This is a genomic window from Pseudomonas sp. KH_021 (assembly GCF_057838865.1).
This window is the reverse complement of sequence record NZ_CM174477.1, coordinates 6,109,630-6,129,834: the sequence shown is the minus strand read 5'-3', so window position 1 is coordinate 6,129,834 and position 20,205 is coordinate 6,109,630. Positions and strand designations below refer to the sequence as shown.

Here is a 20,205-nt window from a genome sequence, read left to right as displayed (position 1 = left end):
TCGAGATGCGTTGGGGCACCTATTTCGCCGTGCTGGCCGCTGTTTTAAGCGTCGGCCTGGCACTGGGCGTCAGTATGCCGTTGGTATCGTTGCGCCTGGAGAGTTGGGGGTATGACTCCTTCGCCATTGGCGTCATGGCGGCCATGCCGGCACTGGGTGTATTGCTGGGCGCCAAAGTGTCCAGCCGCCTGGCCGCCCATTTCGGCACCCCGGCGTTGATGCGCCTGTGCCTGTGGGCCGGCGCCTTGTCCATTGGCCTGTTGGCACTGTTGCCCAGTTACCCGGTGTGGCTGGTGCTGCGCTTGCTGATCGGGGTCATCCTGACCATTGTCTTCATTCTGGGTGAGAGCTGGATCAACCAGTTGGTGGTCGAGCAGTGGCGCGGGCGTCTGGTGGCGTTGTATGGCAGCAGCTATGCCCTGAGCCAGTTGGCGGGGCCATTGCTTCTGGGTGCGGTGGGCGCCGAGGATGATATGGGCTTTTGGGTCGGCGTCGGGTTGCTAGTGGTCGCGCCACTCTTGCTGTTAGGTCGCAGCGGAGCACCGAGTAGCGATGCCTGCAGTGTGACCCTGAGCGAGTTGGTCGGCTTCTGTCGCCGTCTGCCGGTCATTGCCTGGGCCATTGCGCTGTTTGCGGCGTTCGAGGCGATGATCCTGACCCTGTTGCCGGTGTACTGCCTGCGCCAGGGGTTCGATGAGCAAACCGCCTTGTACATGGTGGCCACCGTGGTGGTGGGCGATGCCTTGTTGCAACTGCCGATTGGCATGCTGGCGGACCGGATGTCGCGGCGCACGTTGTTCTTCGGCTGCGCGATCATGCTATTGCTGTCGAGCCTGGCGATTCCCCTGTTGTTGCATACCCTGCTGATCTGGCCTTTGTGGGTGCTGTTCGGCGCCAGTGCCGGGGGCTTGTTCACGTTGTCGCTGGTGCTGATCGGCGAGCGTTTTCGCGATGATGCGCTGGTGCGCGCCAATGCTCACGTGGCCCAGCTGTGGGGTGTGGGTTGTTTGATCGGGCCGTTGGTGGCCGGTGCGGGCAGCCAATGGGTCAACGGCCATGCCTTGCTCTGGCTGATGGCCGCTGGCGCCATGGGCCTGGTGTTGCTGGCGCGACGGCGGGATGCTTTCGGTTCGGTAGCCCCGGTCTAAAGCATTTTCTCCAGGCCCACCGCTTGGCTGATCCAGGCATTGAAGCGCCGCCAGGCGCCGCCCGGTTCAGTCTCCAGGGTATGGAGGTGGTGATCGTCTTCGGTCACCCAGACGACCTTGCCGTCCTGCAATTTGGCCTCGTAGCTCAGGGCTGGGGCCATACCTTCAAAGGCCAGTTCACGGGCATAGGCGGCCAGTTCCGGGCTGTCGACCAGAACGCCGACTTCGGTGTTCCAGAGCACCGAGCGAGGGTCGAAATTGAACGAGCCGACAAAGGACTTTTTTCGGTCGAAGATGATCGCCTTGCTGTGCAGGCTGGAGTCCGAACCCCCGCGAAAGCGATAGGGTGCGCTGCCGCCACCCGGATCTCCCGGTTGCCGGCGCAGTTCGAACAGTCGCACCCCGTGCTCCAGCAAGGCTTTGCGGTAAGGCGCATAGCCGCCGTGAACGGCCGGTACGTCGGTGGCTTGCAGCGAATTGGTCAGCAAGCTGACCGCGACGCCGGCATCCGCGCGGCCGGTGAGGTACAGCAGGCCCTGCTCGCGGGGCACGAAGTAGGCCGAGATCAGGATCAGCTCTTCAGAAACATTCTGCAGCTCAGGCGCCAGTTGCGTGGTAAGCAGCAAGTGCGGGTCGGGCTCATCATTGGCCAGCACCTTGCTCGGTGCATCCCACAGTGCCTGATTGTGTGCCCAGATCAGCTCGCGTCTCCAGGTGTCCAGGCGAGGCTCGGTCTGATAAGCCATCAAGCGGTCATACAGTGCCTTGCGCTTGCCCCTGGCTTCGATTAGCGACTGTTCCAGGCGCTGGCGGGTTTCAAGCAAGTCCTGCTGGGTCGGCTGTCGGTACAGAAAATCACCAATCGGCCGGCTCAAGGCGCTGTTCCAGTATTGGTCGAAGCTGTGCCCCAGTTGCTCTGCCACCGGCCCCACACACAGCATGTCGATATCGGTGAAATTCAGATTGGGCTCGGCATCGAAATACTCATCGCCCAGATTGCGACCACCGACGATTGCCAGGCTGTTATCCACAAGCCATAGCTTGTTGTGCATGCGCCGATGCTGCTGGGACAGGTTGAACAATCTGCCCAGCGACCGGGTGATACCGGTACTGCGCCCAAGGTTGAGCGGGTTGAAGACGCGCAACTGGATACTGGGGTGGGCGGCGAGGGTGGCCATGACATCGTCGAGCCCGTCGCTGGCGGTGTCGTCAAGCAGGATGCGTACACGCACCCCGCGATCAGCCGCCAGCAGCAGTTCCTGCACCAGCGCTCGGGTGCTCAAGCCGTCGTGGACGATGTAGTACTGCAGGTCGATGCTCGACTGGGCGTTGCGGATCAGTTCTGCCCGAGCCCTGAAGGCTTCGCCGCTGTTGGGCAACAGGCGAAATCCCGATTTGCCTTCATGAATGATGGCCTCTGCCTGGATCGAGCGCCCCAGCGCGGACTGGCTGGCCGGCAGCGCCTGGCTGACGTCTCTGGGCGCATGGATTGAAGCGCAGCCTGCCAGATGCGTGAGCAACAGCAGTGTCAGGACCCGACTGATTCTCAAAGGCACATCCTTAAGGCGCAGGGCACGAAAATATTGACCATTGCGAGCGTAGAAAAGTTACCGCATCAGCTGCCAAGTTCCTTGAGCCGATGCCAGAGCATCCCCAGTGCCAGCAGCGGGGAGCGCAGGTATTTACCGCCGGGGAAGGTGATGTGCGGCACCTGGGCGAACAGGTCAAAGCCGGTGCTGTGCTGGCCGGCGATGGCTTGCGCCAGCAACTGGCCGGCCAGGTGGGTGGCGTTCACGCCATGGCCGGAGTAGGCCTGAGCGTAGTAGACATTGGGTTGCTCGTTGAGGCGCCCAATTTGCGGCAGGCGATTGGCACCGATGCCGATCATGCCGCCCCACTGGTAGTCGATGCGCACGTCTGCCAACTGTGGGAATACCTTGAGCATCTTGGGCCGCATATAGGCGGCGATGTCTGCCGGATCACGCCCGGAGTAATGGCAGGCGCCGCCAAACAGCAGGCGTCGGTCAGCCGACAGGCGATAGTAATCCAGCGCGACCCGCTGGTCGCAGACGGCCATGTTCTGCGGCAACAGCTGGTGCGCGCGTTCTTCGCTCAAAGGCTCGGTGGCAATGATGTAGCTGCCTGCCGGTAGCACCTTGCCGCTCAGTTCGGGGTTAAGGCCATTGAGGTAGGCATTGCAGGCCAGCACCAGCGTCTTGGCGCGAACCGAGCCTTGAGCGGTATGGACTTTGACCTGCGTGCCGTAATCGATGCGAGTGACGGCCGACTGCTCGAACAATCGCACGCCAAGCTGGGCCGCTACGCGGGCTTCACCCAGGGCCAGGTTGAGCGGATGCAGGTGACCGGAGCCCATGTCGATCAAGCCACCAACGTAGCGATCTGAGCCCACGACCTCATGCATCTGGTCGGGTTGCAACACGCGCAGCTCATGGCGGTAGCCCAAGCCACGCAGCTCTTCAGCGTCTTCGACAAAGCCGGCCAGGTCGGCCGGCTTGTTCGCCAGGTCGCAGTAGCCCCAGGTCAGGTCGCAGTCGATGTTGTGCTTCTGGACCCGGCGGCGAACGATTTCTACCGCTTCCAACCCCATCAACTTCAGTTGATGCACGCCGTCTGTGCCGATGACAGGCGCAAACTGATCGAGCCCGTGGCCGACCCCGCGAATCAGTTGGCCGCCATTGCGACCGCTGGCGCCCCAGCCGATCCTGTTCGATTCCAGCAACACCACCGAAAGGCCGCGCTCGGCCAGCTCGATAGCCGTATTGAGCCCCGAAAAGCCACCGCCGACCACACACACATCGGCGCTCAGCTCACCTTGCAGCACCGGATGGTCCGGCTGCGGAGCGCTGCTGGCGGCGTAATAGGAGGCGGTGTGCAAGGCGTGGACGGGCATGCAGGATCCTGGGAAATGTGTGGAAAATTTGACGCAGCATAAGCCGCACGTCCCCAGGCAGGCAATGCGACTGTTATCGGCGCGGCGCATACGGCACACTTTGGGCTTCGATCACTGCCCGGCGTTTTTCATGAGTTGCAACAGCCACAAAATCCGCTTTCTGCGTGAGCAGATTCCTTCATTCGAGTGCGTACCCGGGTGCCACGATTGCTGTGGACCGGTGACGACGTCGTCGGAAGAAATGGCCCGGCTGCCGCGAAAAACCGCTGCCGAGCAGGAAGCTGCGCTAGCCGCATTGGATTGCGTGCACCTGGGGCCCCAGGGCTGTACGGTGTATGAGGAACGGCCCTTGATCTGCCGGCTGTTCGGCACCACGCCGCGCCTGCCTTGCCCGCGCGGCCGTGGCCCTGAGGAAATGATCGACCCGCAGGCGGAAAAGATCGTCCATCACTTTATCGCCAGCACTCGCCAGGTGCTGGTCTGAACCTCAGTCTGGAATCGGCAGGTTCAAGCTCTCCTTCACCTCTTCCATGACGATATAGCTCTTGGATTCGCGCACGTGCGGCAGCTTGAGCAAGATATCGCCCAACAGCTTGCGATACGAAGCCATCTCGGAAATCCGTGCCTTGACCAGGTAATCGAAGTCGCCGGAAACCAAGTGGCACTCCAGCACGTGCGGCAGTTTCAGCACTGCACGGCGAAATTCCTCGAAGGTGTCGCCGGACTTGTAATCCAGGCTGATCTCGACAAATACCAGCAAACTGCCCTTCAGATGCTGCGGATTGAGCCGGGCGTAGTAGCCCATGATGATGCCTTCGCGCTCCAGTCGCCGAACCCGCTCGGTGCAGGGGGTGGTCGACAGGCCAACCTTTTCCCCCAGTTCAGTGAACGAAATACGCCCATCAGCCTGCAGGATCCGCAGGATATTACGATCGATCTTGTCCAGCTCGCGCTTGCTTTGGTGCTGGGTTCTCATAGTGGATGCCGCTCCGTAAAAGCCTTTGATGCCGAGAATTCTCGCCAAATATAGGCTTTTATATAGTGAAATGCACTGGTCTGGAGTTTTTATACTGCGCCCATCATCGCTAAATACAACAAATGTCAGCGGTTAGCCGCGTTGGGGGATAGATCATGCGAGTTATGGTGCTAGGAAGCGGCGTAATCGGAACCGTCAGTGCCTATTATCTGGCGCGCCAAGGTTTTGAAGTCGTTGTGGTCGACCGTCAACCGGCCGTGGCCATGGAAACCAGCTTTGCCAACGCCGGCCAAGTGTCTCCAGGCTATGCCTCGCCATGGGCGGCGCCAGGTGTACCGCTCAAAGCGATCAAGTGGCTGCTCGAACGCCACGCACCACTCGCCATCAAGGCCACCGCCAACATCGATCAATACCTGTGGATGGCGCAAATGCTGCGCAACTGCACCGCCAGTCGCTATGCGGTAAACAAAGAGCGCATGGTTCGCCTGTCCGAATACAGCCGTGACTGCCTGGATGAACTGCGCGCTGAAACCGGTATTACCTATGAAGGCCGGACCTTGGGCACGACCCAACTGTTCCGCACCCAGGCGCAGGTGGACAACGCCGCCAAGGACATCGCCGTGCTGGAGCAATCCGGTGTGCCCTACGAGCTTCTCGACCGTGCTGGCATCGCTCGCGTCGAGCCGGCGCTTGGGAATGTCACCGACATTCTGGCCGGTGCCCTGCGCCTGCCGAACGACCAGACCGGCGACTGTCAGATGTTTACCACCAAGCTTGCCGAAATGGCCGTGCAGATGGGTGTGGAATTCCGCTTCGGCCAGAATATCGAGCGCCTGGATTTTGCCGGTGACCGGGTCAATGGCGTGTGGATCGATGGCAAGCTGGAAACCGCTGATCGCTACGTACTGGCGCTGGGCAGTTACTCGCCGCAGTTGCTCAAGCCACTGGGCATCAAGGCGCCGGTTTACCCTCTGAAAGGTTACTCGCTGACCGTGCCGATCACCAACCCGGCCATGGCCCCGACTTCGACCATTCTGGATGAAACCTACAAGGTTGCGATCACGCGCTTCGACAACCGCATTCGTGTCGGCGGCATGGCGGAGATCGCCGGTTTTGACCTGTCGCTCAACCCGCATCGGCGCGAAACGCTGGAGATGATCGTCAACGATCTTTATCCTCAGGGCGGCGATCTGAGCCAGGCCAGTTTCTGGACCGGCTTGCGCCCAACCACGCCGGATGGCACGCCTATCGTCGGCGCCACACCCTTTAGTAATTTGTTCTTGAACACCGGTCACGGCACCCTCGGCTGGACCATGGCGTGCGGCTCAGGCCGTTTGCTGGCTGACCTGATGGCACGGCGCAAGCCGCAGATCAGCGCTGAAGGCCTCGATATTTCTCGCTACGGTAAAAGTCAGGAGACTGAAAAACATGGCAATCCAGCGCCAGCTCACCAATGACCGAATGAGCCAGGTCGTCGTTCACGGCACCACCGTCTACCTGTCAGGCCAGGTGGGCAATGACATGAGCGCGGGTGTCGAGCAGCAAACCCACGAAACGCTCGCCAATATCGAGCGTTTGCTGGAAGTGGCAGGCACCGACAAGACTCGTGTGTTGTCGGCCACCATTTACCTGAAAGATATCGACGCTCATTTCCAGGGCATGAATGCAGTCTGGGACCAATGGTTGCCTAAAGGCGTTGCGCCGGCTCGGGCCACTGTTGAAGCCAAGCTGTGCAGGCCGGAAATCCTGGTCGAGGTGTCGATTGTTGCTGCTCTACCGTAATTGATATCCCTCTCCCGGCGCCGCTTGCGGCCCACACGCTGCAGCTTGGCGCCGGGTTTTTACTCAAACAGCCCGCCGAGAAGACTACCGACATGCGTCCTGCCCGTGCCCTGATCGATCTTGAAGCGCTGCGTCACAATTATCGCCTTGCCCGTGAACTCTCCAATGCCAAAGCCCTGGCCGTGATCAAGGCCGATGCCTATGGGCACGGTGCAGTTCAATGTGCCCAGGCGCTGGAACCCGAGGCGGACGGCTTTGCCGTGGCCTGTATCGAAGAGGCGCTGGAGTTGCGCGCTGCAGGCATCAAGGCGCCAGTGTTGTTGCTTGAAGGCTTTTTCGAAGCCTCTGAGTTGGCGCTGATTGTCGAGCAAGACTTGTGGTGTGTGGTGCATTCGTTGTGGCAGCTTGAGGCCATTGAGCAGGCCAGCCTGCGCAAGCCGCTGACGGTGTGGCTGAAGCTGGATTCGGGCATGCACCGGGTGGGCTTGCATCCCAAGGATTATCAGGTCGCTTACCAGCGTTTGCTGGCCAGCGGCAAGGTCGCCAAGATCGTTTTGATGAGCCACTTTGCTCGGGCAGATGAACTCGATTGCACTAGCAGCAATGATCAGGTGGCGGTGTTCCAGGCTGCTCGCGAGGGCCTGACTGCCGAGGTCAGCCTGCGCAATTCGCCGGCCGTGCTGGGCTGGCCGAATATCCCCAGCGATTGGGTGCGCCCCGGCATCATGCTGTATGGCGCGACGCCGTTCGAGGAGCAGCAGCGCGAGGCTTCGCGCCTGCAGCCGGTGATGACGCTGGAATCCAAGGTGATCAGCGTGCGTGAACTGCCGGCCGGTGAAGCGGTAGGTTATGGCGCCCGGTTCGTCACTCAGCGCCCGACCCGCATTGGCGTGGTCGCGATGGGCTATGCCGACGGTTATCCACGCCTGGCGCCTACCGGTACGCCGGTCCTGGTTGCCGGCCAACGCAGTCAGCTGCTGGGGCGGGTGTCCATGGACATGCTCTGCATCGACCTGACCGACGTGCCCCAGGCGGGGCTGGGCAGCACCGTTGAATTGTGGGGCAAGAACGTACTGGCCAGCGATGTGGCGATCAAGGCCGGCACCATCCCGTACCAAATCTTTTGCAACTTGCGTCGGGTGCCACTGCTCTATTCCGGTCAATAGCGACCGGCTGAAGTGGGGCGTAGGTCGAAGTGTTGTAAATACTGAACGCTGTTGCGATGATAACGTTCAATTTCGACCTATTGCGCACCTCAGGAGGCTCCAGCATTGGACGTCGGTGAACGACTGCAAGCCATTCGAAGACTCAAGGGTCTCTCCCAGCGTGAGCTCGCCAAGCGTGCGGGCGTCACCAACAGCACCATCTCGATGATCGAGAAAAACAGCGTGAGCCCCTCGATCAGTTCCCTGAGAAAGGTACTCAGCGGCATTCCCATGTCGATGGTCGAGTTTTTCTCTGAAGAGATGCAACCCCAGAACCCGACTCAGATCGTCTACAAGGCCAATGAGCTGATCGACATCTCCGATGGTGCCGTGACCATGAAACTGGTCGGCAAGGCCCACCCGAGCCGCGCCATTGCCTTTCTCAATGAAATTTACCCGCCAGGCGCCGACACCGGCGAAGAAATGCTCACCCACGAGGGTGAAGAGACCGGGATTCTGCTCGAAGGCCGTCTCGAACTGGTGGTTGGCCTGGAAACATTCATACTCGAAGCTGGCGATAGCTACTACTTTGAAAGTACCAAGCCTCACCGCTTCCGTAATCCTTATGACGTGCCGGCGCGCTTGATCAGTGCCGCAACGCCTGCGAATTTCTAGGGAAAACGGCACCCCAATGGGCAGTTTTGCAGGGGAATGCCCCCTGCGACTATAGGGTTGTTTCAGTGGGGCAGGGTTGTCGTTATACTTGCGCCGCCTGCGATTCCGTGGCCGCGGGCGTGAACAGCCACCATGAGGGTGTACGCGTGAACCTAATCAAAAATATGCTGGCCGCACCAGCAGTCGTATTGGCCCTTTGGGCAGTCAGCGCACAGGCTACAACCAACGATGAGATCGCCAAACGGCTGGAGCCGGTAGGTCAGGTCTGCGTACAAGGCAAGGAATGCAAAGGGATGGAAGTCGCTGCCAGCGCAGGTGGTGGCGGTGGTGCCAAGACCCCGGACGAAGTGATTGCCAAACACTGCAACGCTTGCCACGGTCCCGGCCTGTTGGGCGCGCCGAAGATCGGCGATGCGGCGGCCTGGAAAGCGCGTGCCGACCACCAGGGTGGCCTGGACGGCATTCTTGCCAAGGCCATATCCGGCATCAACTCCATGCCGCCCAAAGGCACCTGCGCCGACTGCTCGGATGACGAGCTCAAGGGCGCGATCAAGAAAATGTCTGGTCTGTAGGAGCTGAGCTTGCTCGCGATGCAGGCGACGCGGTCCTGAATGATTACCGCGGTGTAGCCATCGCACAAGGCTGGCTCCTACCGGGCGTGTAATAGCCAGCAAGCCCGCCGTGAGCGGGCTTTGTTGTTTTTGCAGGAGGGCAAGATGGTGAAAACCTGTTCGATCGAAGGTGCCGTGGATCAAGTACTGGCGCGCTTGCCGGCGCATATCCACATGGGCCTGCCGTTGGGGTTGGGCAAACCCAACCGATTCGTCAACGCCTTGTATGCCAGGGTCAAGGCACTGCCGGATCGCCGCCTGACGATCTATACCGCGCTGAGCCTGGGCAGGCCTGCCGTCGGTGACGGGCTGCAGGAGCGTTTTCTGGAACCCTTTGTGGAACGGGTGTTTGGTAACTACCCGGAGCTCGATTACCTCGCTGATCTGCACCGGGACCAGTTGCCGGCCAACATCCATATCGAGCAGTTCTTCATGCAGCCCGGCAGCCTGCTCAATAGCCAGTGTGCCCAGCAAGACTATGTCAGCAGCAACTACAGCCACGCCGCCCGCGATATCAATGCCAAGGGCCTCAACCTGGTAGCGCAGCTGGTGGCGCAAGCCCCTGGGCGTGCCGATCGCTTCAGCTTGAGTTGCAACCCGGACATTACCCTGGACTTGCTACCAATGCTCGCCAAGCGCCGAGCCCAGGGCGAAGCCATTCTGCTGCTGGGCCAGGTCCACTCGGACTTGCCCTATATGCCCGGCGACTCGGAGCTGGACAGCGCCGACTTCGACATCCTGCTCGATGAGTCCGAGCATCGCACCTTGTTCTCCACCCCCAATATGCCGGTGGGCTTTCAGGACCATTTCATTGGTTTGCATGCCAGTACGCTGGTGCGAGATGGCGGCACCTTGCAGATTGGCATCGGCGCCATGGGCGATGCACTGACCGCCGCGCTGATGGCGCGCCAAGCCGACAACGATGGCTACCGCGCGGTGCTCAATGAATTGAATGTGCTGCCCTGGAGTACGCTGATAGCCCGTGAGGGCGGCCTGGAGCCCTTCGCCCAGGGCCTGTACGGCTGCAGCGAAATGTTCGTCAACGGCTTGTTGGCGCTGGTCGAAGCCGGGATTGTGCGCCGCCGGGTGTACCCCGATGAAGCCCGCCAGCGGGCGGCCAATGCCGGCACCCTGGATGAAGCGGCGCAAACGGACGGTGTGCTGGTGCATGGCGGTTTTTTCCTCGGCCCGCGCGCGTTCTACCAGCGTCTGCGTGAGCTGCCGCCAGAGTCCCTGGCGCGGTTCAATATGACGGCGATCAGTTTCATCAACGAGCTGTATGGGCAGGAGTCGCTCAAGCGTCTGCAGCGGCGGGATGCGCGGTTTATCAACACAACGTTTTGCGCCACCCTGCTGGGCGCCGCGGTATCTGATCAGCTGGAAGATGGCCGGGTGCTCAGCGGTGTGGGCGGGCAGTACAACTTTGTGGTGCAGGGGCATGCGCTGGAGGGAGCTCGCTCGATTTTGCTGCTGCGCAGTTGGCGTGAGTCGGGCGGGGAGGTGACTTCAAACCTGGTCTGGGAATATGGACATTGCACCATTCCCCGGCACTTGCGCGATATCGTGGTGACCGAATACGGCATCGCCGACCTGCGCGGCCAGACCGACGCCAAAGTGATTGAGGCGATGCTCAATATCAGTGATTCGCGGTTCCAACCGGAACTGATCGAGCAGGCGCAGAAGGCCGGCAAATTGCCCAAGGATTTCAGGCTTGATCCGCGGTTTACCGATAACACGCCAGAGCGCCTGCAGGCGATTGCCGGCCGTCATGCACGACTGTTTCCCGAATATCCGCTGGGTAGCGACTTCTCCGACCAGGAGCGAGACCTGTTGCGGGCGCTGAACTGGCTCAAGAGCAAATTCAAGCTCAGTGAAATTTTCGAGCTGGGCAAGGCGGCACTGGACGCGCCGGCGCCTGAGGCATTTGCCGAGCATCTGAAGCGTATGCGGCTAGACGATCCGCAGGGGCTACGGGAGGATCTGTACCAGCGGTTGCTGTTGGCAGGGTTGCAGGCAACCCTGTAGGAGCAGACTTTAGTCGCGATGGCATCGCCGCGATTTTCAGAATGACCGCAGCGATGCCATCGCGAGCAAGCTCTGCTCCTACAGCAATGGCTACACTGCCGTGTATCAGGCAGACCGCGTCGTCTTCATCGCGGGTAAACCCGGCTCCTATGTATGGACTCGCCCCCACTATCAACCCGCTTTTGAACACTGCTACCCGGCTGCATCTATGTATAAGGCCTACTCGAGGAAGCCTGATCGGCTTCTGGCCAACATTCAATAAGCTCGCGGTATGCCAATTACGTTAAGGCCTCAAGGGCCAGTAGGAGCACAGGCATCAATCCGCGACGGTCTGACCTGGGGTCAATGTTCTTTAGCAAGGGTTGGAGCGCTTTAACGCCCCGGTGGCAGAACTCTGTGGATCAGTGACTCATCGTCGCCTCCTGGACATTGCCCATGTGGCGACGATAGGTCTGCTCGGTTTTCAGTAATACCCAGACGATGCGTAGGGTACGGTTGGCCAATCGGACGGCCGTTTCCTTGCGACCCAAGCGACACAGCCAGCGCAGCAAGCGCCGGTCATCGGGTTGTTCCGAATCAGGCCGCACCTGTCTCAAGACCGCATGCGCGCCCTGGATCGCCAGGCTGCGTAGGTAGGCGTCGCCCTGCTTGCTCATCTTGCCCAGCCGGATTTTCTGTCCGCTGCTGTGCTGAGTGGGCACCAAACCAAAGTAGGCGGCAAACTGGCGTGCGTTGGCGAAGCGCTCAGGCTCGACCTGCTTGGCCAGCAGCGCGGTGGCGATGATCGGACCGATGCCACGCACCGTCATCAACCTTTTCGCCGTCTCATCCTGCTGTGCGGCCGTTTCCAGTCGGCCGGTCAACACGCTGACGCGCTCGCCCAACTGGCTCCATTCGCCGAGCAGCTCAGCAATCAGCTCGCGCAGCAGATCCGGCAGCGGCTGGGTGGCATCCTCGAGTATCCGCGGCACCACCCGGCTGATCGCCGCCTCACCTTGCGCCAAGGCCACGCCATGCTCGAGCAGCAAGCCACGCATCTGATTACCCATGGCCGTGCGCCGCCGCACATAGCCCTGGCGGGCGCGATGCAGTGCCTGCATGGCCAGCGCCGCGGCACTTTTGACCGGCACTGAGACAATCCGACTATCTCGACCCGCCCGCAAGATCGCATGTGCATCGTTGCGATCATTCTTCGGCCCGCTGCGATGATCGGCCACATGCTGCGCAGGCAGGATCCGCACCGGGTTGCCTTGGGCCTGCAGCAACCGCGCCCATGCCTGAGCGCCTGGGCCTGTTTCCATCAGCACCATGACGCTCATGGGCAGTTGGCGAAGAAACGCCTGGAAGGCTTCGCGCGATTTGATTCGGTCCTCGTACACCACTTGGCCCAGGGCGTTTTCCCCGGCCACCTGGAAGACCCTCTTGGCAAGATCTACCGAGACGGTCGAACAGGTTGCTAGGTCGGCTGAAGACAAAGAGTGATTGTTGGTCGTATGCTTTTTCATGGGCTCGCCCTCGCTGTCGTTGGCTTCTTTATAGATGCCACCGTGGCGCATAGACGCCTCGGTTGGGGCGAGTCCATGTACAGACCCGTATAGGAATCGGGTTTACCGGAATGCCGGACCACCGCGATGAACGCCCCGCAAATACATCAGGCAAACGGCGGCGCGTTCACTCGATAAAGGTCACGACACCACCAGCCAACGACTTGACCCGTGCCAGCGATTCAACGCGATAGCCTTGGGCGTCCAGCTCGGCGCGGCCGCCCTGGAACGATTTTTCGATCACGATGCCCAGCCCGGCAACGCTGGCGCCGGCCTGTTTGATGATCGAAATCAGCGCCTGGGAGGCTTTGCCATTGGCCAGGAAGTCATCTATGACCAGCACGCGGTCGCTGCTGTTCAGGTGACGTGGCGACACGGCAATCGTGTTTTCGACCTGCTTGGTGAAGGAATACACCGACGCGGTCAGCAGGTTTTCAGTCAGGGTCAGCGACTGGTGCTTGCGGGCGAAAATCACCGGTACACCCAGTTTCAAACCGGTCATGATCGCAGGCGCGATACCTGAGGCTTCGATGGTCACGATCTTGGTGATGCCCGAATCGGCGAACAATCGCGCGAACTCGTTGCCGATGGCATCCATCAGTGCTGGATCGATCTGATGGTTGAGAAACGCATCGACCTTCAATACCTGATCGGAAAGCACGATGCCTTCTTCGCGAATCTTCTTGTGCAGTGCTTCCACGGCGTTTTTTCCTCGAACTCTTGCTAAAGGGCCCCGGCGCAAAGGGCGGGGCCGGATTGATTAACGTTTGAGCATGGCGCGGATATCGGCCAATGCGTTGTTGCCGCGGGCGGCTTTGACTTCTGTTGGGGTATCGTCGTTGCCTTCCCAGGCCAGGTCGTCCGGCGGCAGTTCATCGAGGAAGCGACTGGGCGTGCACTCGATGATCTCGCCATACTGCTTGCGCTTGGCGGCGAAGGTGAACGCCAGCGTCTGGCGAGCGCGGGTAATGCCCACGTAGGCCAGGCGGCGTTCCTCTTCGATGGTGTCGGCCTCGATGCTGGAGCGGTGCGGGAGGATTTCCTCTTCCATGCCCATGATGAACACGTAGGGAAACTCCAGCCCCTTGGAGGCATGCAGGGTCATCATCTGCACACCTTCGGCACCGTCTTCCTCTTCCTGCTGGCGCTCGAGCATGTCGCGCAGCACCAGCTTGCCGATGGCCTCTTCGATGGTCATATTGCCATCTTCGTCTTTTTCCAGGGTGTTCTTCAGCGCTTCGATCAAGAACCAGACGTTACCCATGCGGTAATCGGCGGCCTTGTCGCTGGAACTGTTCTGGCGAATCCAGTTCTCGTAATCGATGTCCATGACCATGCTGCGCAGGGCGGCGATGGGGTCGTTCTGTGCCACTTGCTGACGCACGCCATCCATCCAGCGCTTGAAACGCTGCAGGCGGTCGGTGAAGCGGCTGTCCAGATGCTCACCCAGGCCCAGCTCGTCGGTGGCGGCGTACATCGAGACCTTGCGCTCGGTGGCGTAGTTGCCCAGCTTCTCCAGAGTGGTCGAGCCGATTTCGCGGCGCGGCACGTTGATCACCCGCAAGAAAGCGTTGTCGTCATCCGGGTTCACCAGCAGGCGGAAGTAGGCCATCAGGTCCTTCACTTCCTGGCGGCCGAAGAAGCTGTTGCCGCCCGACAAGCGGTAGGGCACTTGGTGATGCTGCAGCTTCAGCTCGATCAGCTTGGCCTGGTAGTTGCCACGATAGAGAATGGCAAAGTCGCTGTAGGGGCGATCGGTGCGCAGGTGCAGGGTGAGGATTTCTATCGCCACCCGCTCGGCTTCGGCGTCTTCGTTGCGGCAGCGGATCACGCGGATCTCGTCGCCGTGGCCCATTTCACTCCACAGCTGCTTTTCGAAGGCGTGCGGGTTGTTGGAAATCAGCACGTTGGCGCAGCGCAGGATGCGGCTGGTGGAGCGGTAGTTCTGCTCCAGCATCACCACTTTCAAGGACGGGTAGTCGTCCTTGAGCAGCATCAGGTTTTCCGGCCGCGCACCGCGCCAGGCATAGATCGATTGGTCGTCATCGCCTACCACGGTGAACTGGTTGCGCGTGCCGATCAGCAGTTTCACCAGCAGGTATTGGCTGGCGTTGGTGTCCTGGTATTCGTCCACCAGCAGGTAGCGCACGCGGTTTTGCCATTTTTCCAGAATGTCGGCGTGTTCCTGGAACAGCTTGACCGGCAATAGGATCAGGTCGTCGAAGTCCACCGCGTTGAACGCCTTGAGCGTGCGCTGGTAGTGGGTGTAGACGATGGCGGCAGTCTGTTCCTTGGGGTTACGGGCGTTTTCCAGGGCCTGCGCTGGCAGCACCAGGTCGTTTTTCCACGAGCCGATCATGTTTTTGATCTCGTCGACACCGTCGTCGCCCGAGTATTCCTTTTGCATGATGTCGGTCATCAGGGCTTTGACGTCGGTCTCGTCAAAGATCGAGAAGCCCGGCTTGTAGCCCAGCCGCACGTGCTCCTTGCGGATGATGTTCAGGCCCAGGTTGTGGAAAGTCGACACCGTCAGGCCCCGACCTTCGCCACCGCGCAGCAGGGAGCCGACCCGTTCTTTCATTTCCCGCGCGGCCTTGTTGGTAAACGTCATGGCGACGATGTACTGGGCGCGGACCCCGCAGTTCTGGATCAAGTGGGCAATCTTGCGAGTGATGACGCTTGTCTTGCCGGAGCCAGCACCGGCGAGCACCAAAAGAGGGCCGCCGACGTAGTTCACGGCTTCTTGTTGCCGGGGATTGAGTCGGGACATGACGAAAAAGGGGTCGCCTGGGAAAATGGCCGGGCATTTTAACAGGCTCGCAGGATTCTGCCGCGACCGTCTGACCGTGTGTTGCGCCTGTATCTAAATTTGCCGGTTTTGATACTTTCGCGCAGGATGCAGGGCTCGCCCCGTCGATGACCGGCACCCGGGCCACCACCAGCGACTGTAAACACGTCTTAAGGAGCAAGCTTGTCTACGTCTGTCGAACCCTTGCGTCTGTTGCTCCTGGCCGAAACGCCAGAGTGGGCGGTGGCATTGCGTGAGTGCCTGGTACCGCTGGCGGGTACGGCCGAGCTGCTCAGTGCCCCGTCCTGGGAGGCGGTGGACAGCCTGTTCGCCAAGGATCGCAATGCAGTGGTGCTGGCCACGCCTTCGCAACAGCCTGCGCCGGGGCGTTGTGAACTACCGGTGGTTTTGTTGCTCGAGCACGAACCGCTGGAGCGGCCCCCGGGCGCCAGCGACTGGTGGGTACGCACGCAGCTGAGCGCCGACACCCTCCGTCGCAGCCTGCGCCATGTGCGTGAACGAGGCGTGCTGGAAAATACCTTGCAGCGCCTGGCCGAGCAGGATCCTCTGACTGGGATCGCCAACCGGCAGGGTTTTCAAACCCTGCTCACGGCCCGGCTGGCCGAGCACCAGGGCCGTGGATTGGCGTTGGGTCATCTGGACCTGGACAACTTCCGTCACGCCAACGATGCGCTGGGCCACCAGGCGGGTGACCGGTTGATCTTGCAAGTGGTGGCGCGGCTCAAGAGCCTGCTGGAGGCGGGCGATCAGCTTGCCCGGCTGGGCAGCGATGAGTTTGCCTTGTTGATCGACACGCGTCGGGATGCTCAGCGCGCCGAGCACCTGGCCGAGCGCATTACCGAAGTGATGGCTGAACCCTATTGGATTGACGGCGAAAGCCTGCTGATTGGCTGCAGCCTGGGTGTGGCCTATGCCCGTGCTGAAAACGGTGCCGATCCGCTGATGTGGCACGCCCACATCGCCATGCAACAAGCCAAGAGCATTCAGGGTTGCACCTTCCATGTGTTCGATGAGCGGATCAACCGCAATGCACGCAGCCTGGCCGATCTGGAAAGCGAATTGCGCCGGGCCCTGCGCCGCGACGAACTCGAGTTGCACTACCAGCCGCGCATGGACTTGGCCAGCGGGCGTATCGTCGGCCTGGAAGCGCTGGTGCGTTGGCGTCACGCCGAGCGGGGCTTGCTGCCACCGAGCGAGTTTGTGCCACTGGCAGAGCAGAGTGGCCTGATCGTGCCGCTGGGCTACTGGGTGATTTCCCGCGCCCTGCGCGACATGCAGGCCCTGCGCGAACAGGGGCTGGGGCCGCTGCACATGGCCGTCAACCTCTCGTTCCGCCAGTTCCAGGACAGCCAATTGCTGTCAACCTTGAGCCGCTTGATCATCGAGCACGGCGTGGATGCGCGCTGGCTGGAGTTCGAACTGACAGAAACCGCCGTGATGCGTCGCAACGATCTGGTGCAGCAGACCATGGACGCCCTGGGGCGGCTGGGTGTGCGCTTCTCACTGGATGACTTCGGCACCGGGTTTTCGTCTTTCGTACACCTGAACAGCTTGCCAATCACCTTGCTCAAGGTGGACAAGAGCTTTGTTGCAGGGATGGAACAGCGCGAAGAAAACCGCAAACTGGTGCATGCCATGATCAACCTGGCGCACAACCTCAACCTCGAAGTGGTGGCCGAGGGCGTGGAAACGCCTGAGCAGCTTGAGCTGCTGCGCAGTTTCGGCTGCGATCAGATCCAGGGCTACTGGATCAGCAAGCCTTTGGCGCTGGAGCAACTGGTGGATTACCTGATGCTGGGCGCCGCCCAACAGATAACGCCGGTGGCCCTGTAGGAGCAGACCTTGGTCGCGATGGCATCACCGCGGTTTACCTGATGCACCGCGGTGATCCCATCGCCAGCAAGCTGGGCTCCTACCGACCGTGTAGGAGCTAGGCTTGCCTGCGATGAAGATGACGCGGTTTTTCAGTCAAAGCACGGCACCCTCAAGCGGCGCTGCCTGTGCGCGCCCCAACATCCGCCCCATCCGCCATTCAAACGCCAATGTCAGGCTGACCGCCGAGCAGGCCAGCCCCAACGCCAGCCCCCACCAGACACCGACCGGCCCCAACTCCAGCGTGAACGCGAGCAACCACGCAGCTGGCGCACCGATCAGCCAGTAGCAGCCCAGCCCCACCAGAAAGGTCGTCTTGGCATCCTTCAGGCCGCGAATCGCGCCCATGGCGATGGTTTGCACGCCATCGAACAGCTCGAACCAGGCCGCTACCGCCAGTAGGCTCACCGCCAAACGGATGACATCGGCAAAGGCTGGGTCGTTGTGGTCCAGGAACAAGCCCACCAACCCGTCGGACGCAACCCAGAACAACACGGCGAAACCCATCATCACGACTGCGCCAAAACCGATGCCGATTCGCCCGGTCTGACGGGCTGCCAGCAATTGACCGGCGCCGTAATGGGCGCCTATGCGCATGGTGACCGCATAGGAAAGCCCCATGGGCACCATGAAGGCGACCGAAACGATTTGCAGGGCGATCTGGTGCGATGCCAGTTCGGTGCTGCCCATGGTGCCCATGCACAACGCAGCAAAGGCAAACAACCCGACTTCCACGGCGTAGGTGCCGCCAATCGGCAAGCCCAGCCGCCATAGCTCGCGCAATGCGGGGATATTCGGGCGCGACAGCCCCTTGCGGATCGGATAGGCGTCGTAGGCGGCTTGGCGACGGATATACCAGGCCAGCAACAGCGCCATGCAGTTGGCGACAATCGCCGTGACCAGGCCGATCCCCACCAGCCCGAGTTTAGGCAAGCCGAACATCCCTTCGATCAGGGCATAGTTAAGCAGGAAGTTCGCCACCGTCGCGCCCAGGCTGATCACCATGACCGGTTTAGCGCGGCCCAGCGCGCTGGTAAAGCCGCGCAATGCCATGAAGCTCAAGTAGCCGGGCAGGGCGAGCGGCAATAGCAACAGGAATTGGCTGGCCGCCGCAACGTTTTCGGGTGTTTGGCCGAGGCCCAGCAGGATTGGGGACAGGTTCCACAACAGCAGCGCCCCGGCAACTGCCATCATCCAGGCCAGCCACAATCCAGCCTGGGTCAGGCGTGTGGCGCCGGCCTTGTCATTGGCGCCATGACGAATCGCCACCAAAGTGCCCACCGCCGCGATGACGCCAATACAGAAGATCGACACGAATGAGTAGCTGGCCGCACCCAGGCCGCCGCCTGCCAATGCCTGGGGGCTGATGCGAGCCATCATCAGGGTGTCGGTCAGCACCATCAGCATGTGGGCTAGCTGCGAGGCGATTAGCGGCCCTGCCAGCCGTAAAAGGGCCCAGAGTTCGGTACGTACGGCAGGTTGCATGGGGTCGCGCTCAAGTGAAGGAAGAATTTAGCCGCTTATTTTCGGCCTTTACCAAGCAATGCACAAAAGGATAAAAACGATTCATCCCATGAGTAATACTCATCCTTGGCCAGCGCGAAAGCGTATTCATTTTGCAATGAAGGAAATTTCGTAATGTCCCGTAATCTCCCGCCACTCTATGCCTTGAGAGCCTTTGAAGCGGCTGCGCGGCATACGTCATTCACTCGAGCGGGTGAAGAACTGTCTATTACTCAAAGTGCGGTGAGCCGGCATATCCGAACCTTGGAAGAGCATTTTGGTTGCCGACTATTCCTGCGCAGCGGTCGGCACTTGCAACTCAGCGACGCCGCACGGCTGCTGTTGCCGGGAGTTCGCGAGGGTTTCTCCGCGCTGGAGCGTGCGTGCAATACCTTGCGCCACGAAGACGACATCGTGCGCATGAAAGCCCCCTCGACCCTGACCATGCGCTGGCTGTTGGCACGACTGAGCCGCTACCGACATTTGCAGGCCGGCAACGAGGTGCAACTGACCAGCGCCTGGATGGATGTGGACAACGTCGACTTTCATCACGAGCCTTTCGATTGTGCAGTGTTGCTGGGCGATGGCAGCTTTCCCGTGGACTGGGAGGCGACGCTGCTGTTTCCCGAGTGGCTGATCCCGGTGGGGGCGCCGAACTTGTTGGATGGCCCGGCCTGGGATGTCGATCGGCTGGCCAGCGCTGAACTGCTGCACCCGACCCCGGATCGCCGTGACTGGCGTAGTTGGCTGGAGCGCATGGGGCTGTCCGAGCGGGTGTCGATCAAGGGTGGGCAGGTGTTCGACACCCTTGAGCTGGGCATGATTGCGGCGGCGCGGGGGTATGGCGTGTCGATGGGTGATTTACTGATGGTTGCCGAGGACGTGGCCCAAGGTCGTTTGAGTTTGCCATGGCCAACGGCGGTGGCCAGCGGGTTGAATTACTACCTGGTCTGGCCCAAGGCACGGCCTGGCGGTGAGCGCATGCGGCGGTTGAGCGATTTTTTGCAGGGGGAGGCGGCGAATATGCAGTTGCCGGCGGTGCAGATGTTGCGCTGAGATCAAGGGCTTCGCGGTGGTGGGGCTTTCAGCCATTCTCAGGGTGAACCCGTAGGGTGCCTGTCAACAGATCGCATGAGCCCCACAAGGTGCCTGCCTTGGTTTTTCCTTTGCTCTTGAGATCGAGCGCCGCCCGCGCGGCGCATCG

Annotated in this window: 17 protein-coding genes; 10 read left to right on the top strand and 7 right to left on the bottom strand. The window is 60.9% G+C overall.

Annotated features, from left to right (window positions below):
- The first annotated feature begins 5 nt into the window (after positions 1-5).
- Positions 6-1,148 (top strand): MFS transporter, encoded by a 1,143-nt coding sequence (locus tag AC3IX4_RS28235; RefSeq protein WP_489258578.1) that lies wholly within the window; start codon positions 6-8, stop codon positions 1,146-1,148.
- Here AC3IX4_RS28235 and AC3IX4_RS28230 read toward each other — a convergent pair.
- Complete coding sequence (locus AC3IX4_RS28230) at positions 1,145-2,698, bottom strand: phospholipase D family protein (RefSeq protein WP_489258577.1); 1,554 nt, start codon at positions 2,696-2,698, stop codon at positions 1,145-1,147. The two genes, AC3IX4_RS28235 and AC3IX4_RS28230, sit on opposite strands and share 4 nt — an antisense overlap.
- A 65-nt stretch (positions 2,699-2,763) precedes the next feature.
- The gene (locus tag AC3IX4_RS28225) at positions 2,764-4,059 is read right to left on the bottom strand and encodes an NAD(P)/FAD-dependent oxidoreductase (RefSeq protein ID WP_489258576.1); all 1,296 of its coding nucleotides are present in this window, start codon (positions 4,057-4,059) and stop codon (positions 2,764-2,766) included.
- Positions 4,060-4,189: 130 nt separating this feature from the next.
- Between AC3IX4_RS28225 and AC3IX4_RS28220 the strand changes: the two genes are divergently transcribed.
- The gene (locus tag AC3IX4_RS28220) at positions 4,190-4,543 is read left to right on the top strand and encodes a YkgJ family cysteine cluster protein (RefSeq protein WP_489258575.1); all 354 of its coding nucleotides are present in this window, start codon (positions 4,190-4,192) and stop codon (positions 4,541-4,543) included.
- A gap of 3 nt (positions 4,544-4,546) precedes the next feature.
- Here AC3IX4_RS28220 and dadR read toward each other — a convergent pair whose 3' ends face one another.
- Positions 4,547-5,035, bottom strand: a complete 489-nt coding sequence (gene dadR / locus AC3IX4_RS28215; RefSeq protein ID WP_489258574.1) for a transcriptional regulator DadR — start codon at positions 5,033-5,035, stop codon at positions 4,547-4,549.
- Positions 5,036-5,190: 155 nt separating this feature from the next.
- Between dadR and dadA the strand changes: the two genes are divergently transcribed.
- From dadA to AC3IX4_RS28185, 6 genes are all read left to right on the top strand, one after another.
- Entirely contained in the window at positions 5,191-6,492 is a 1,302-nt protein-coding gene (dadA, locus tag AC3IX4_RS28210; protein ID WP_489258573.1) for a D-amino acid dehydrogenase, read from the top strand.
- Positions 6,464-6,817: a RidA family protein gene (locus AC3IX4_RS28205; RefSeq protein ID WP_489258572.1), complete on the top strand. Its 354-nt coding sequence runs from the start codon at positions 6,464-6,466 to the stop codon at positions 6,815-6,817. Before dadA ends, AC3IX4_RS28205 begins: the two co-directional genes overlap by 29 nt.
- Positions 6,818-6,909: 92 nt before the next feature.
- Positions 6,910-7,983 carry an alanine racemase gene (gene alr, locus AC3IX4_RS28200; RefSeq protein WP_489258571.1) on the top strand — a complete coding sequence of 358 codons (1,074 nt, stop codon included), beginning with the start codon at positions 6,910-6,912 and terminating at the stop codon, positions 7,981-7,983.
- A gap of 105 nt (positions 7,984-8,088) precedes the next feature.
- A complete protein-coding gene (locus tag AC3IX4_RS28195) occupies positions 8,089-8,637 on the top strand; it encodes a cupin domain-containing protein (RefSeq protein WP_489258570.1) in 549 nt (182 codons plus the stop codon).
- Between the two features lie 146 nt (positions 8,638-8,783).
- On the top strand, positions 8,784-9,209 hold the full coding sequence (locus AC3IX4_RS28190) for a c-type cytochrome (RefSeq protein WP_489258569.1): 426 nt from the start codon (positions 8,784-8,786) through the stop codon (positions 9,207-9,209).
- 144 nt (positions 9,210-9,353) lie between these two features.
- Complete coding sequence (locus AC3IX4_RS28185) at positions 9,354-11,273, top strand: acetyl-CoA hydrolase/transferase C-terminal domain-containing protein (RefSeq protein ID WP_489258568.1); 1,920 nt, start codon at positions 9,354-9,356, stop codon at positions 11,271-11,273.
- A 401-nt stretch (positions 11,274-11,674) separates the two neighbouring features.
- On the opposite strand, the gene AC3IX4_RS28180 is transcribed toward AC3IX4_RS28185, so the two are convergent.
- The 3 genes from AC3IX4_RS28180 to rep form a co-directional block, all read right to left on the bottom strand.
- Positions 11,675-12,778, bottom strand: a complete 1,104-nt coding sequence (locus tag AC3IX4_RS28180; RefSeq protein WP_489261185.1) for an IS110 family RNA-guided transposase — start codon at positions 12,776-12,778, stop codon at positions 11,675-11,677.
- Between the two features lie 166 nt (positions 12,779-12,944).
- Positions 12,945-13,517 (bottom strand): xanthine phosphoribosyltransferase, encoded by a 573-nt coding sequence (locus AC3IX4_RS28175; protein WP_489258567.1) that lies wholly within the window; start codon positions 13,515-13,517, stop codon positions 12,945-12,947.
- A 60-nt stretch (positions 13,518-13,577) separates the two neighbouring features.
- The gene (gene rep / locus AC3IX4_RS28170) at positions 13,578-15,587 is read right to left on the bottom strand and encodes a DNA helicase Rep (RefSeq protein ID WP_489258566.1); all 2,010 of its coding nucleotides are present in this window, start codon (positions 15,585-15,587) and stop codon (positions 13,578-13,580) included.
- A 201-nt stretch (positions 15,588-15,788) separates the two neighbouring features.
- On the opposite strand from rep, the gene AC3IX4_RS28165 reads away from it, so the two are divergent.
- Entirely contained in the window at positions 15,789-17,459 is a 1,671-nt protein-coding gene (locus AC3IX4_RS28165; RefSeq protein WP_489258565.1) for a putative bifunctional diguanylate cyclase/phosphodiesterase, read from the top strand.
- A 135-nt stretch (positions 17,460-17,594) separates the two neighbouring features.
- Here AC3IX4_RS28165 and AC3IX4_RS28160 read toward each other — a convergent pair whose 3' ends face one another.
- Complete coding sequence (locus AC3IX4_RS28160) at positions 17,595-18,983, bottom strand: NorM family multidrug efflux MATE transporter (protein ID WP_489258564.1); 1,389 nt, start codon at positions 18,981-18,983, stop codon at positions 17,595-17,597.
- Between the two features lie 153 nt (positions 18,984-19,136).
- On the opposite strand from AC3IX4_RS28160, the gene AC3IX4_RS28155 reads away from it, so the two are divergent.
- Complete coding sequence (locus AC3IX4_RS28155) at positions 19,137-20,057, top strand: LysR substrate-binding domain-containing protein (RefSeq protein WP_489258563.1); 921 nt, start codon at positions 19,137-19,139, stop codon at positions 20,055-20,057.
- Positions 20,058-20,205 lie beyond the last annotated feature (148 nt).

What these genes read in the sequence shown, in the direction of transcription:
- AC3IX4_RS28235 (WP_489258578.1), top strand. Translation starts at nt 6, where the DNA reads ATGCGTTGGGGCACCTATTTCGCCGTGCTGGCCGCTGTTTTAAGCGTC.
- AC3IX4_RS28225 (WP_489258576.1), bottom strand. Translation starts at nt 4,059, where the DNA reads ATGCCCGTCCACGCCTTGCACACCGCCTCCTATTACGCCGCCAGCAGC.
- AC3IX4_RS28220 (WP_489258575.1), top strand. Translation starts at nt 4,190, where the DNA reads ATGAGTTGCAACAGCCACAAAATCCGCTTTCTGCGTGAGCAGATTCCT.
- dadR (WP_489258574.1), bottom strand. Translation starts at nt 5,035, where the DNA reads ATGAGAACCCAGCACCAAAGCAAGCGCGAGCTGGACAAGATCGATCGT.
- dadA (WP_489258573.1), top strand. Translation starts at nt 5,191, where the DNA reads ATGCGAGTTATGGTGCTAGGAAGCGGCGTAATCGGAACCGTCAGTGCC.
- AC3IX4_RS28205 (WP_489258572.1), top strand. Translation starts at nt 6,464, where the DNA reads ATGGCAATCCAGCGCCAGCTCACCAATGACCGAATGAGCCAGGTCGTC.
- alr (WP_489258571.1), top strand. Translation starts at nt 6,910, where the DNA reads ATGCGTCCTGCCCGTGCCCTGATCGATCTTGAAGCGCTGCGTCACAAT.
- AC3IX4_RS28185 (WP_489258568.1), top strand. Translation starts at nt 9,354, where the DNA reads ATGGTGAAAACCTGTTCGATCGAAGGTGCCGTGGATCAAGTACTGGCG.
- AC3IX4_RS28180 (WP_489261185.1), bottom strand. Translation starts at nt 12,778, where the DNA reads ATGAAAAAGCATACGACCAACAATCACTCTTTGTCTTCAGCCGACCTA.
- rep (WP_489258566.1), bottom strand. Translation starts at nt 15,587, where the DNA reads ATGTCCCGACTCAATCCCCGGCAACAAGAAGCCGTGAACTACGTCGGC.
- AC3IX4_RS28160 (WP_489258564.1), bottom strand. Translation starts at nt 18,983, where the DNA reads ATGCAACCTGCCGTACGTACCGAACTCTGGGCCCTTTTACGGCTGGCA.
- AC3IX4_RS28155 (WP_489258563.1), top strand. Translation starts at nt 19,137, where the DNA reads ATGTCCCGTAATCTCCCGCCACTCTATGCCTTGAGAGCCTTTGAAGCG.